Source organism: Bacteroides difficilis (assembly GCF_048319815.1).
GTDB classification, from domain to species: Bacteria; Bacteroidota; Bacteroidia; order Bacteroidales; family Bacteroidaceae; genus Bacteroides; species Bacteroides zhangwenhongii.
In genome coordinates this window covers 1,630,100-1,644,488 of sequence record NZ_CP182814.1, presented here as the reverse complement: position 1 = coordinate 1,644,488, position 14,389 = coordinate 1,630,100, and the positions used below count along the sequence as shown (strand labels likewise).

Below are 14,389 nucleotides of genomic sequence, written 5' to 3'. Positions count from 1 at the left end.
CCGGTTTTAAAAAGTGACACTCATACCCAACGTAGTTGTGAGCGTACGCGGAACACGCGAACGGTCATAACCGATATTAAACGGAGCACCAGTCAGGGCTATTTCTGGGTCCATGCCGGAGTATTTGGTCCAAACGTACAGATTGCTCATCGTCATCCATAGCTGACAGGTTTTGAGGAATGTTTTCTGCAAACGTTTCTTATCGAATGTATATTTCACAGTCAGTGATTTGAAACGCAGGAAAGAGCCGTCCTCCACAAAACGGTCGGAACCGAGATAGTTGTAAGCATTCTTCGAACCATAGACAGCTCTCGGCAGCAAATCAGTCGGCGCGGTCGCTTCATCCTCATACGGATGTCGCCAACGGCGCAACACTGCCTTACTCTGGTTATTGTAGGATGACATATTTTCCAGACTCATCCGCATCTGGTTAATAACCTTGTTTCCATAGCGGAAATTGAAAAAGGCGCTCACACTGATATTCTTATAACGGATATTCGGTCCGAAACCTCCTGTCAGTATCGGATTGGAATTACCTAAGTAAACAATATCCTGATGATCGATATTTCCGTCGTGATTGATATCCTCGTAAATAGCGTCTCCTGCCTGAAACTGATAATCAATGGTAGGATAAGCAAAACGCATTCTGACAGGAGTACGGTTGCCGTTCGCATCATAAGTAAATATCTGCTCACCGGCCGCGTCACGGGCGATGGTCTGGTTGTCGTTCAGGTAAACTCCTTTATAACGGAAGCCGTAGATAGCCCCCATCGGCTGTCCCAACTCGAAACGGCGGATATATTGCCCATTGGAAGTAGAGACTCCTTTTTGCATCGGATACTGATCGGGCACATCCAGAATTGAGTTGACGTTGCGCGCCAGATTGAAGTTGAAAGAAATGCTCCACTTCTTATTACGATACGGAACGGTATTTACCGAAAGCTCAAAACCCTTGTTCTCCATCGAGCCGGAGTTGACATCCGCTTTAGAGAATCCACTCGTGGAAGGAAGAGACAGGTTTTGGAAATACTGGTCTTTCGAGCGTTTCTGATAAACTTCCACGTCTATATTCAGACGGTTCTTGAAAGCAGCAAAGTTCAGTCCGAAGTTGACTTGGGTACTCGTCTGCCATTTCAGGTTGCTTAACTCCAAGCTGGAAGGATATACACTCGCCTCACCCAGATAAGAATATTCGTATGGCTCATACAGGCTGATATGTTTATAATTGTTGTTCGTTTTTGGAGAAGAGCCGTTAAGACCATAACTTGCACGAAGGCTCAACTCATTCAGCCATTTCCGCCAAGGTTTCATAAACGGCTCACCGGAAACCCTCCAACGCATGGAGACACTGGGAAACAACCCCCACTTATTGTCCTTACCGAAACGGGAATTCCCGTCGTAGCGGGCAGTTCCGTTAATGATATAGCGATCGAGCAAACTATATTGGATACTTCCCATAACACCCACCGAACGCTCCTGTTGAAGAGTCGTAGTGGAAGTTAGATAAGACGCTCCCGTCAAACGGGAAGGAATGGAAGGATCTTTCAGATAAGTACTGGCCGTATTACCTCCGGTCATGCGGAAATTGGTAGAACGTTTGTCTGAAGTAGTCAACGCCAGCAAACCCTGAAAACTATGCATCTTGCCCAAGTCCGGCGTAAAGACGATTTTGTTCATTGTATAAATGGTGAAAGCTTCTCCGTCACGATCATCGGCACGATTCACTGTCGCTTCATTCCACGGGCGACCGGTAGCCGTCTGCGGCAGGAAAGCGTTCTTCTTGTTATTGGAAACATTCAAACTAAAATCCGATTGATAACGCGCCCATGAGAAAGGTCGCCAGATAAGCGAGAGATTAGATACCACATTATTGGAAAGTGTTTGGAAATAACCGTCGTTCGCCATCGCCACAGGATTGTAAACGCCTCCCGACGAACTGCTGGGATTCCATTTTCCTTGAGGAGATTCCAATGGAGTGAAATAATTATCGGTTAATATACCAATCTCATTATACTCATAAACACTCATGTTCGGCATACGTGTGAAAGCCATGTTACTTACATTCTGGCTGGTAGAGAAATAGGAAATATAGTTCTTACGGTCGTCTGTCCGGGTATATGCCATGCTTGCAGAAAACTTAATTTGTTTGGAAACATTATAATCCACGTTCAATCGGGCATTCATACGGTTCAAACCGGTTCCGATAACAACACTATTGGCGTTGTAATAGCCGATAGAAGCACGATACTGTGCCTTGTCGCCACCACCACTGATAGAAGCCGTATGATCCTGGCTGAATCCGGTATGGGTAATCTCATCATACCAGTCCGTATTCTGACCATAGTTGTAGAAATAATATGGTTGATTCACATCATAAGCAAATTCAGGATCGGAAGTAGGGTCATACATCTTTCCGCTATTCATCAGAGCCTCCTGTATCAGCGTCGTGTATTCATCACCGGACAACACCTGAATACCTTCCGGCTTATTTATCATCGTTCCTTTGAACGTATAGGAAATACGGGGCTTGCTTACCGTTCCCCGTTTGGTGGTAATGAGCAATACACCGTTGGCGGCTTTCGCTCCGTAAAGAGCGGTAGCAGCCGCGTCTTTCAGGACAGCTATCTCCTTGATATCGTCCGGTGAGATATTCAATAACTGCGAATATTCCTCTTCGTCGGCTGTGGCAAAGTCAAAGTCATCGTCTACCGACGCATCATAAGGAAACCCGTCTACTACAATAAGCGGTTGTGAAGACCCCGTCATAGAAGTGGTACCACGAATGCGGAGAGACATTCCGGCACCCGGATCGCCCGAACTGGCTGCAATATCCAAACCGGCGATACGCCCCTGAAGAGCATCTTCCACACTGGGTGCCGTCATTCCATCCTCCAGATCTGCCATCGAAACTTTTCCCATAGCCGTCGTGAGGTCGCGTTCGTTGATGTCCATCATTCCGTTGCTGGTTTTCTTACTGGCAACGATGGTGGCTCCTTCCAACATCACAGTTTCATCCTGCATCACAACATTAATCGTCATCCTTCCTTTCACGGGAATGGTAGCTTTCTTCATACCCGTATAGGAAACCACAAGATTGTCTCCTGCACGTGTCTCCACACGCATACTATAATTACCATCCATATCGGCAATCGCATTCCCTACCACACGTCCGTCTTTATTGAGAAGCATGACGTGCGCTCCCGGAAGAGGTAACTTATCAATGGCAGCAGTCACTACACCCCGAATCACGACTTTCGTGACCTGTGCCGTCGCCAGAGTAGTTATGCTACATATTATCATCAACAGGATGAATAGATATAAGTTCTTTCTCATCATTGTGTTTATTTAGATAAATATTAGATTTTCTTATTCCTGAGGATTTGTTTTAAACCAGATAATTCCGTCCACTGCATGAATGACAGACAAAGGTCCCATATAATTGCTCTTTCCTTCGCCACGTACCGGTGATACCGGATCTGTCCCTTCCACTTTCACCCAATTGTTACTCTTAATATCCTGAAAACGGAACTTCAAAGAGTTGCTTTCATCCTTATAGACATCTACCAATGTATTGGCAGACCATAAATCCACATCGGCAGCGGTCAGCTTATAAGCCGTTGTCAACGAAAGGCTCTTATTTTTTCCCGGTTCCATATAAGGCAATCCATCATCCACAACGACTGTTCCGCTAAGGAAACACAGCTGCAGGAAGCGTTCCACCAAAGGTTTTTCCTCTGTAGAGAATTCTGCACTACCGACAGGTAATGCAGGAATCTTTCCGGCGGTTACAGCGGCTTGTATAGCTGCATCGGTAGGGATCAGGACGGTATAGAAAGTTCCGGACTTAATAAAAGAAGGGGCACTTCCACCATACACTCTATCCATATATTGTTTGAACAACCGACAATCGCTGTTCTGCTCGGTATATGAAGCAATACGGCTGTACAGAGTCGGATCTGTCCAGGCAGCCACCCCGCTACCAGTCTTGCGAGGACTGTATTGCAACATTTTTCCCGCCGCAATATCTTCGTCCTTGATTCTGAATACCCGCCCGTTGTTGTAAGCGAAATCCGTCATTTCTTCCACTTCCACCTCTTCGCCATCCAGAATATTGCCCAGTCCTTGCAGTTTATTGTTCTTGAAACGAACGACATCCCCATAAGCATTTACCGCATAGCCGTAACCATCGTATCCCAAAGCCGAGAAGCCATTAAAATCCTCCAACTCCGTCGCTCCTTTGGTGCGCTGAAAAATACACATACGGAGTAGTCTCTTCAAACGATCGTCCACTGAAGAAAGTCCGGCGTTCTTTGCATCCTCATTCACAAACTTACCGTTTATCTCATCATACGAATATCCGTCCATTTGCAGCAACCTGTCGGAAGGTAACACCAACAGATAATCTACCTCTTTATTTCCGTTCAAGACACTTTTAGTCAGCTCTATCAGCCAGTCACCGGTGAAGAACTTGCCAAATGCCACATCCGCCAACGTACGGCAATCCTCATTCAACAGAATTTCCGAATAGACGGTATTAAAATATTTGCTCTTAACAACTTCCTTCGTATCATACAGCACTCCATTGCTAGCGAAGTGACTTCCTGTGACACAGTCCTCAAGCCGGGGACCGTCTATCCCTTCCCCATTCAAAAATTCGCCATTGGTATTCTGTTCATTCGCGAACTGAGAAGGCCAGATAATACGGTCTACCATATGAGCTTTCAGAAAATAACCTAATGTAGTCAATGAAAGATCGGATAGTTTCTCAACACGGGCACGGGCAAGTACGGTTTCTTCAAACTGAGTAACTGCCTCATTGGAGGGAACCAGCAATGTATACCCCTGCTGTTCGGTAGTAGCGGTCTCTGTACCTTTGTAATCTTCGTTATTAAGAAGGTAGGGGAGATTAAGGTATGTCTTGCAATAAACAGCCGAAATGTTACGGTCCGGATAGAGCTTTTTATAGACTTCCGTCGTATTCTCTCCAAGCAAATAAGACATAAACAAATAGGAATCCCCGACTTTTGTCTCCAGAACATTCCGGAACTCTTCACGTCCGTTTGCCTTCAACATTTCATCAAGATTATCCAAAGGTTCGTTGACGGCCGACACCTCATGTATAATCCCGTTTTCAGCATAGATATCTTTATTAATGACACTGCCGGCTGCCGCATGCAAACCGGAATAGGCCGTTCCCTGAAAGAATGTTTCATAATCGACTGGCAACAGTTTGCCCTGCGAGAAATATGTTGAAGTAAGGATAGGCAGATATTTATACGGAGTCAGTACGGCGGTAACATCTGCCGGGCTGTCCACAACCCATTGCTCCTTTCCGTCAATCGTCTCCCTGTAGAGAGTCTTATAATAAGAGGTACGTTTCTTTACGGAACTTCCTTCTTCCCATACGGAACTCGAAAGTACATCTCCCAAACGGGCAGACTCGAAACGGTTGAAGACCATTGAATAGGCCACAATTTTAGTCAGTACCTCGACAGGAACTTCATCGATAGAAGAATAATTGTGTTCGGAAAGATAATGGCGGAAAGCCTCATCATTCGGAGCAAATACCGTATAATTAGCCGCCCCTTTGAGGATAGAGCTATACAAGGTTTTATCCACTGCATACAGATACAGGGAGAAATTCCCCCTCTCCGTCAGCACATCGTAAATAGGAGGTTCCAGCCAGGAAGGACGTTCATACTGTTCTTCCCTATCAGTACAACCTGTCAGCACCAGCAAAAAGACCAGCCAACAAGTCCCCAGCCAACCAAAACTCTGTTTACATAAACTCAACAATGTGTGTATCATAGTCTTAAAATTAAAATGGAGTTACGAACAATTTTTATTATGCCACAAAGATAAGCGCAGACGCATACTGTTAAGAATGGACTATCGTACTTTTGTATGGACTATCCATGTATCCCACCCAGAAGGCCTTCAGACTGCGATTATCAGAGACGCATGGACTTTTTATGTAATTCATGGACATTCTATCGCACACGGTTAACACCCAAGAAATAATCCATGCTTTCGTACATCACTCCATTCGCCTCCTTGATAAAAGCCGCTAATTTAGTCGAAAAAATAACGAGGGCAATTGCTCCATATAAATCTTAATCATCTAAAGTTGATCAAATGAGAATTAACAGCATTCTTACTTCTCTTCTAACCACCGTATTCCTGACCGCCTGCAACTCCGGCAGACAGGCGGAAAACGCCTATGACTGGGGAAAACTCCCTCAGCAGGCGGACTTGAACTGGGCGGACAGTGTAGGCAGCAGAAAGCAACCGAAAGGAACAATCGTATCTGCCAACTCTTTCGGTGCGATAGCCGACAGCACCAAACTTAGTACGGAAGCTATCCAAAAAGCGATTGACAGTTGCGCTGCTTCAGGAGGCGGAACCGTAACACTGGCTCCCGGGCACTATCTGGTAGGCGCTTTGTTTATCAAAAGCGGTGTCAATCTGCTACTGGACAAGGGAGTTACTCTACTTGCCTCTACCGATATTAATAATTATCCTGAGTTTCGTTCCCGCATTGCCGGCATTGAAATGGTATGGCCATCCGCCGTCATCAATGTTGTCAAACAGAAGAATGTGGCTGTCAGTGGAAAAGGAGTTATCGATTGTCGGGGAAAGAAGTTTTGGGAACAATATTGGAAAATGCGTAAAGAGTACGAATCGAAAGGCTTGCGATGGGCTGTGGACTACGACTGCAAACGCGTACGAGGTATTCTGGTAGAACGTAGTACGGACGTAACTTTAAAAGACTTCACCTTAATGCGTACAGGTTTCTGGGCTTGCCAGATTCTTTATTCCGACTATTGCAGTATCAACGGACTCAAGATTAACAATAATATTGACGGACGAGGGCCGAGTACGGACGGGGTAGATATCGATTCCTCCTCGAATATACTGATAGAAAACTGTATGATAGATTGCAACGACGACAATATCTGCCTGAAATCGGGCAGAGACACAGACGGGCTGCGTGTCAACCGTCCAACGGAGAATGTAGTGATACGTCATTGCACCACCCATAAAGGGACAGGGCTTATCACTTGCGGAAGCGAAACTTCCGGCAGCATACGTAATATTTTGGGGCATGACCTCACTGCTCAGGGAACCTGGAGCGTTTTGAGATTGAAAAGTGCCATGAGTCGGGGAGGAACCATAGAGAATATCTACATCACCCGTGTGAAAGCCGACAGCGTGCGGAATGTATTAGCCGCCGATTTGAACTGGAATCCGCAATATAGTTACAGCACACTGCCCGAAGAATATTCCCATCAGGAAATACCCGAGCACTGGAAGACACTGCTTACTCCGGTAGTTCCAGAGGAAAAAGGCTATCCTAAGTTCCGCAATGTATATCTTTCACATATCAAAGCGACCAATGTAAGGGAATTTATCTCCGCTTCCGGATGGAACGATACATTACGCTTGGAGAACTTCTTCCTGTATGCCATTGAAGCACAAGCACAGAAAGCGGGACAAATCCGGTACAGCAGAAACTTTAATCTGGCAGAGGTCACACTGGATACCAAGGACAATACCCCTATTATCTCAGAGCACAATGACAAGTGTAATATGCAGCTTAAAAGCTCTTCCACCGGGAATTTATAGAAACTAAAAAATAAAACAATATGAAACGATGTATTTATTGGTTGATATGCGCATTGTCATCTATCATAACGATGAACGCCCAGCCCAATTATAATTATTCAAAATTGCAAAAAGAAAAGCTCGGACGAGGTGTGGTTGCCATCCGTGAGAATCCTTCAACCGTAGTAGTCTCATGGAGGTATCTCTCTTCCGACCCGATGGAAACGGCTTTTAATATATATCGGGATGGAAAGAAACTGACCTCCCAACCGGTAGTGACGGGTACGCTATTTCGTGACGAGAACAGCAGTCAGAAAGCTGCGGTCTACGAGGTACGTCCCGTAGTAAAAGGAAAAGAAACGCATCTACTCGACGGGAAATACACGCTTCCCGCCAATGCCCCCTTAGGCTATCTGCAGATCCCCTTAAAGAAACCGGCAGAGGGGATCACTCCGGCAGGCGATACATATACATACAGCCCGAATGACGCTTCCATCGGTGATGTAGACGGTGACGGCGAATATGAAATCATCCTAAAATGGGAACCTAGTAATGCAAAAGACAACTCTCATGACGGATATACGGGTGAAGTATATATCGATTGTTACCGGATGGACGGCAAACAGTTGTGGCGCGTTAACTTAGGGAGAAATATACGCGCCGGAGCACACTACACTCAGTTCATGGTGTACGACCTAGATGGTGACGGGAAAGCGGAAATGGTGGCACGTACTTCGGATGGTACTGTAGACGGGAAAGGGAAAGTGATAGGCAACGCCAAAGCCGACTATCGCGAACCCGGTGTGTTCGACAAAAAGAAGAACAAACTCACCCGTCAGGGACGTATTCTGGAAGGTAACGAATATCTGACTGTATTCTCCGGACTTACCGGCGAGGCTCTTTATACCACCGATTACATCCCTGCTCGCGGCAATACCAAAGACTGGGGCGATACACGTGCCAACCGCAGCGATCGTTTCCTTGCCTGCATAGCCTATCTGGATGGCATCCGTCCTAGTGTAGTGATGTGTCGCGGTTACTACACCCGTATCGTACTGGCTGCTTTCGATTGGGATGGAAAGAAACTGAAAAAACACTGGGTATTCGACACAAATACTCCCGGAAACGAGGATTATCTCAAACAAGGCAACCACAATCTCCGCGTAGGAGACGTAGACGGTGACGGATGCGATGAGATTATTTATGGTTCGTGTACAATCGACCATAACGGCAAAGGGCTCTACTCCACCAAGCTCGGACATGGAGACGCTCTCCATCTGACACAAATCGATCCAACCCGCAAAGGTTTGCAAGTGTGGGCCTGCCACGAAAACAAACGTGACGGAAGTACTTACCGTGACGCCGCTACGGGAGAAATCCTGCTGCAACTTAAAAGTTCCAGAGATATAGGCCGTTGTATGGCAGCCGACATCGATCCGACATCTCTTGGAGTAGAGTTATGGTCATCGGGAACGGGCGGCATTATCAACTGCAAGGGTGAACTGATTGCACCAAAAACAAAAGGCTTCCCTATTAATATGGCTGTCTGGTGGGATGGAGACCTACTGCGGGAAGTACTGGATAAAACGTATATCAGCAAATATGACTGGGAACAGAAACGTTTCATCCCGTTCATCGAATTTGAAGGAGTAGCCTCCAATAACAGTACCAAAGCTACCCCCTGCCTGCAAGGAGATATCATCGGCGACTGGAGAGAGGAGGTCCTTTTCCGCTCGGAAGACAACAATTCCCTACACCTGTATGTATCGACAATCCCAACTGACTACCGTTTCCATACTTTTCTGGAAGATCCGATATACAGAATCAGCATTGCCACCCAAAACGTAGGATATAACCAACCAACACAACCCGGTTTCTATTTCGGAACGGACTTAAAAGGAACTTTCAGAGGATATAAGTTCAAATAAGAGTAAACAAAGAAAATTCATTCATGAATTTATTCGTCTGACAACTGTTTCTTTTTCGTCTGACAACTGTTAGACGAAAGAACAACAACTGTCAGACGAAAGTTTAACAGTTGTCAGACGAATAGTTTTATGTAGCATTAGGGATAATTTCATTAAGTATCAGAAACAAATATATATACTAACAGGAACTAAATTATAAAACAACCGGAACGGCTCATGTTTTCAAGACATGAGCCGTTCCAGTATTGTGGTAAAAATGAATTATTGTTCTTCTATTTCTTCTCTGAACTTTAAAAGTAGCGTTTCTCGCTAAATTACCGGAGTCCCATAAGTTACGCCTTCATCTTCCGTAATCTTTATCAACTTGTTCTTAATTTCCGGTTTCGGACCATATTGCCCTGTACGTACGAGCACTTTACACTTCGTCTTTGCAGGAATTGCCTTTAAAGCCTCATCCAAAGTAAAGAAGTCACCACTTCCGTCCGTAGCTACCACATAATCAAAGTGGCGAATATATTTACCCAATTCAGGAATTTTCTTACTGACCGCATCAATCGCCATTCCGGCAAAGACGCGGGAACCTTTGATATTCAGATGTGTATCGTCCTTCTTTCCTGCCCACATATACAGTTCCTTCGACTTTTCCGGTCCCATCTGACACACCAAATCATGAGTCATCTTATTCATATCAATAAAGGGTACATTCAGTTTTTCGGCTACCCGCTTGGGAGAAAGGAGATACTCGCCATGTGTATCCAGCAAGGAATCTGTGAACTGCCCTGCTGCGTCCTGACAGAACTTACGACGAACGATAGAGTTGAAAAGAACGGGGATACCGCCTTTTGCACGGGTTTCGTTCACAAACTTACGCAGGTTATCATCAAATGTGCCGCCCGGTTCGGTATAAAGTTTCGGGTTTTCCTTTTTCTCGTCATTATGTCCGAACTGGATAAACACATAGTCACCCGGTTTAATCAGAGCGACTACTCTCGCCCATCTTTTTTCGTTGATAAAACTCTTGGTGCTACGTCCACTGGCAGCATGGTTGGAAACAACCACTTTATCGGACGGAAAAAAGCTGCCCAGCATCATCCCCCATCCACGTTCCTTGTTCTTCGGATTTTTGAGGTTACGGTTCGCCATAGTTGAATCGCCAATCATATAAATCGTTACCGGAGACTTCTCTACAATGGCAGAAGTAGAAAGCACCAAAAACGCTAAAAACAGTAATTTCAGTTTCATTATCTTTCTTATTTTAATTTAGTAGGTTCATATCAAGTTTTTACTCCGCATCCACTTTATACAGCAAATACTGTGCAGGAAGCAGTTCGGATACTTCCGCCTGAATCTTAAACTTCTGTGTACCGCTATAATAAGGATAGCCTCCTTCTAAAGAGATTGCCACATTCGGTTTTACAAGATAACGAAAAACTCCTTCCTGACCAACAACAGGATAAGGAATCTTTCCGTCCTCCCATGAAACTACAGGAGAGGTTTCCGCCAGATCAGAAGGGTATTGAACTTCAACTACAATCAATGCCATCAGGTGTTGCAAAGTTACGGTCAAAGTAGTATTAGATACAATGCCTTCACCTTTCATCAGGTCGCTATTGGTGTATCCTTCAGGAGTCGACTGATCTTGCAGAGGAGTAAAATCTGCAAGATACGCATTCAGCTCCACTTCATCGTTCACCTTCTGATAAGGATAATAAGCAATGTAGTTTACATTGCCGGATTGATGAATCAAGGGCTGATCTGAAGACCAATTCCCGTCATCACCAACCGTACAACAATAATTCTTATATTGTTTTTCTCCATTGTCGGGAGCTATTATCTGCAATATGCCAATCCGGTCGCCGAAAGTAAAACGGGTAGTATAGCCTTCTTCCGAAGTACGTGTTCCAGTGTTCTCTACTCCAGCTGGTGCATAGCTATCGGAAACAACGTTGAGTGATAAAGGCAAGCCCTTTTCCGGCAAAGCACTTTCGGAGAATTCTTCGTGCGAACAAGAATTCAAACCTGCTAACAGAAGAACGGAAGCCAGTAACATAAATAATCTATATTGTTTCATAATACTCTTTTTTATTATTCATAAATGAAATGTTGTAATAGGTCGCTTAAAAAGCCAGGATACAACGGACAACAGTAGAAGGATTATTCTTTCTATTATCGGCTAAACGCAAACTATAATTATTTCCACCTGCCGCATCAAAAAGGACGCGACGTGCATTATCTTTATCCTTCTCCGAACTAGACCAGTAATGTACTCCCTCTACAAAAGGAGCTATCCCCTGATTATTTTCCCCCATCCGTTCATTCAATTTTTTAATGATGGCAGTAGACATCTTTATATCCCCTGTTGATTTTAACGTGACAGTGCTTCCGGTATTATCTCTATATCCTAACAGTCCAACAGCTTCTCCTAGATTTTCGAGAATATCCCACCACTGGCCGATAGTCGGCAAATACCAACCTGAAGTCAGATTTGATTCTTTACCGGGAGCAGCGTATATTTGGCTATCACCTGTCCCATAATATTCAGAATAATAAAAAGCAGCATAAGAAGTTTCTTTTACATCTGTCACTCCTGCAAGTTTATTATCAGCAATATACATTTTCTTTCCATATCCGTCGACATCCTGATACATCGTATTATTTCTCGTTACATTTGGAAAATAATTAATACCACCAGTCTGACTTTCAGTCTTTTCATCTTCTCCCACAGTTCCCCAAGTACAAGCCGCAGAGGCATTAGTCAATGCCATCACATATCCATGCGTCCATCCTTTTGATTTCTCCAACTCGCTCATTCTTCTAGGATCTGTTTGGAACACGACACCAATATAGGCTCTTCCATCTTTGAAATCTGCCGGAGTCTGAGACGGGGTTTCCCAAACTTTCTCTCCTGTCGTGTTATCCACCTCGCGCAAACCGCCATCACTCACGAGCCAACTATTTCCATCCGCACTACGATAAAAGAAATCACCGGGTTTTATATCATCTGCCGTATAGCAAGTGCGGCTCGTCACCAAATGTTCATCTCCATTCGGAGTCCATTCCGGTCCTGAAACGGCTAATGAAACTTCAACTTCTCCTTTATTATTTACTGTAACATTATAGACATACAGATAACCCGATTGCAGGTTTGCATCCTCCTCTTCCTCCGGAATGTAATAGGCCGGAACATTATTTATGACAATTTTTATAAAAGGGATACCTTTCATTTGCTGAGGAACAAGCAATGCCTGCACGGTTTGCAGATAACCTTCCGTTATCTTGTCACCAGAGAACTTTAGAGGAACAATCTCTGTGTTTCCGGAAGTCTGCGCCACTGTCCCCGAAATCATATCCAACTCACCGGAGGTCAACGACATATTGACAAAACTAATAGAGGCATCTTTTATTGTTTCCTCATTTTCCACTCCCTCACCTGCTTTCAAGTTTAATTGTACTTTTGCAGGTAAATGATAAAAGTCTAAGGTCGGTTGGTCCGAAAAAGAAAAATGATTTCGAGCTCTCAAAAAATCACTATTCTGATAACCATTCCCCAGATTCTGATCTTGCTGTACAGAAAATGAAACAGGAACTTCCGTCTCATTGCAAGGATACCAAGCCAATACGTCAACTGCCTCAGTTTTATTTTCCCAATAAAAAGGTTCATCGGCAGTCAGTCCGCCATTTTCGTCGGCAGTATACAGCTTCACTTCCTCACCTATCTGTATGGCTACTTTTTCCGTACCGTCCCAACTTCCTTCCGAAGTTGTCCGTGTCAACGGCCGATCGAACACTTGTCCTACAAACGTCATCGGATAGGTGCCGTCAAGCACACTGTTTCCCCTTTCTTCATCAGAGGTACATGACATCAATACATTGCCTGTGGCAACAACGAACAGCCATGCAAATAATCGTAGTTTTCTATTCTCTATTATCATACTATTCAGATTCTAAAGTTCTACAAGTTTATATCTATATCTTTGTCGGGAAGTTCATCATTCCATCCATGAATGGCGGAGGAAGAAACGGCAAGCCCGGTACGGTTCACTTTAACGTTATATTCATATACTTTACCGCCTGTCAAAACCAGATCAAAAGAGTCCTTGCTTTTTAAATGAACACCTTCATAAGCGGTCCCGTTATGAATCAGAGAGAGAGCGGCCCCTCCGGAGACAGTTTCCGGAAATAATATAAACGAATAAGTATTCGCATTTGCCGCAACGGTGCTTCCATCCGTAAATTCCAACCCTCTGGCAGTTGCCGTATTCGCCTGAGCAATTCCCGCCAACGTATCAAACGAACCGGAAGCATGGAGAGAAGCCAGACGGACTGTGCAACCGCTAAAGTCTGTATCTACGGCAAAACCTGTGCCCGGAATAAAATTCAAGACCACCTTACACATGGTATGATAAAAGTTAAAGTTCAGCATCGGAGACGATAAAGAACCTTTGGCGGTGGCATACAGATAATCAAAGTTTTTACTGCCTGTCTGGTTGCTTATGTTCGCTTCGAGTAGCGTGTGCCCCGATGCAGTATAAGGATAATATGCGGAAAACTCCGATTCTTCCTCATCGATATAGTAGATAACAGCACCCGGTGCAGGAGTAAAGGAAGAACCTCCGGTAAAGTTATGTCGCCTGTTTGTATAAGTCACATCCCCACTTGTTCCGGATATGCCGATTGCATCTTCCTCCTCCCACGTATCATTCGCCATTCTCGAAGCCGCTTCTTGACTGATCATTCCCGATACACCGGCAGATACCGGCATTTGTCCTGTCGTATCTCCCATCTCTTGCTGGTTATTGCAGGCGGTCAATACCATCAATGATAGGACCGTCAAAAGAATTCTGTTTTTCATAATT

The 14,389-nt window shown here is 44.7% G+C and carries 8 protein-coding genes; 2 read left to right on the top strand and 6 right to left on the bottom strand.

What is annotated here, in order from left to right:
- Positions 1-6: 6 nt before the first annotated feature.
- Both ACNOGP_RS06075 and ACNOGP_RS06070 read right to left on the bottom strand, forming a co-directional pair.
- Positions 7-3,336 carry a SusC/RagA family TonB-linked outer membrane protein gene (locus tag ACNOGP_RS06075; RefSeq protein ID WP_272701936.1) on the bottom strand — a complete coding sequence of 1,110 codons (3,330 nt, stop codon included), beginning with the start codon at positions 3,334-3,336 and terminating at the stop codon, positions 7-9.
- A 30-nt stretch (positions 3,337-3,366) separates the two neighbouring features.
- Positions 3,367-5,808 (bottom strand): fasciclin domain-containing protein, encoded by a 2,442-nt coding sequence (locus ACNOGP_RS06070; RefSeq protein ID WP_418214325.1) that lies wholly within the window; start codon positions 5,806-5,808, stop codon positions 3,367-3,369.
- A gap of 327 nt (positions 5,809-6,135) precedes the next feature.
- On the opposite strand from ACNOGP_RS06070, the gene ACNOGP_RS06065 reads away from it, so the two are divergent.
- Together ACNOGP_RS06065 and ACNOGP_RS06060 are read left to right on the top strand one after the other, a co-directional pair.
- Positions 6,136-7,626 (top strand): glycoside hydrolase family 28 protein, encoded by a 1,491-nt coding sequence (locus ACNOGP_RS06065; RefSeq protein WP_195476505.1) that lies wholly within the window; start codon positions 6,136-6,138, stop codon positions 7,624-7,626.
- A gap of 20 nt (positions 7,627-7,646) precedes the next feature.
- Positions 7,647-9,533 carry a rhamnogalacturonan lyase gene (locus ACNOGP_RS06060; RefSeq protein WP_418214324.1) on the top strand — a complete coding sequence of 629 codons (1,887 nt, stop codon included), beginning with the start codon at positions 7,647-7,649 and terminating at the stop codon, positions 9,531-9,533.
- A 309-nt stretch (positions 9,534-9,842) separates the two neighbouring features.
- On the opposite strand, the gene ACNOGP_RS06055 is transcribed toward ACNOGP_RS06060, so the two are convergent.
- From ACNOGP_RS06055 to ACNOGP_RS06040, 4 genes are read right to left on the bottom strand one after another with little or no spacing between them, the layout of a single operon-like run.
- Entirely contained in the window at positions 9,843-10,775 is a 933-nt protein-coding gene (locus tag ACNOGP_RS06055) for a GDSL-type esterase/lipase family protein (protein ID WP_418214323.1), read from the bottom strand.
- A gap of 40 nt (positions 10,776-10,815) precedes the next feature.
- Positions 10,816-11,604 carry a fimbrillin family protein gene (locus ACNOGP_RS06050; protein WP_418214322.1) on the bottom strand — a complete coding sequence of 263 codons (789 nt, stop codon included), beginning with the start codon at positions 11,602-11,604 and terminating at the stop codon, positions 10,816-10,818.
- A 46-nt stretch (positions 11,605-11,650) separates the two neighbouring features.
- Complete coding sequence (locus ACNOGP_RS06045; protein ID WP_418214321.1) at positions 11,651-13,465, bottom strand: fimbrillin family protein; 1,815 nt, start codon at positions 13,463-13,465, stop codon at positions 11,651-11,653.
- A 20-nt stretch (positions 13,466-13,485) separates the two neighbouring features.
- On the bottom strand, positions 13,486-14,385 hold the full coding sequence (locus ACNOGP_RS06040) for a fimbrillin family protein (RefSeq protein ID WP_418214320.1): 900 nt from the start codon (positions 14,383-14,385) through the stop codon (positions 13,486-13,488).
- Positions 14,386-14,389 lie beyond the last annotated feature (4 nt).

Excerpts from the sequence above, each read along its gene's own strand:
- ACNOGP_RS06075 (WP_272701936.1), bottom strand. The coding sequence starts at position 3,336 with ATGATGAGAAAGAACTTATATCTATTCATCCTGTTGATGATAATATGT.
- ACNOGP_RS06070 (WP_418214325.1), bottom strand. The coding sequence starts at position 5,808 with ATGATACACACATTGTTGAGTTTATGTAAACAGAGTTTTGGTTGGCTG.
- ACNOGP_RS06065 (WP_195476505.1), top strand. The coding sequence starts at position 6,136 with ATGAGAATTAACAGCATTCTTACTTCTCTTCTAACCACCGTATTCCTG.
- ACNOGP_RS06060 (WP_418214324.1), top strand. The coding sequence starts at position 7,647 with ATGAAACGATGTATTTATTGGTTGATATGCGCATTGTCATCTATCATA.
- ACNOGP_RS06055 (WP_418214323.1), bottom strand. The coding sequence starts at position 10,775 with ATGAAACTGAAATTACTGTTTTTAGCGTTTTTGGTGCTTTCTACTTCT.
- ACNOGP_RS06050 (WP_418214322.1), bottom strand. The coding sequence starts at position 11,604 with ATGAAACAATATAGATTATTTATGTTACTGGCTTCCGTTCTTCTGTTA.
- ACNOGP_RS06045 (WP_418214321.1), bottom strand. The coding sequence starts at position 13,465 with ATGATAATAGAGAATAGAAAACTACGATTATTTGCATGGCTGTTCGTT.
- ACNOGP_RS06040 (WP_418214320.1), bottom strand. The coding sequence starts at position 14,385 with ATGAAAAACAGAATTCTTTTGACGGTCCTATCATTGATGGTATTGACC.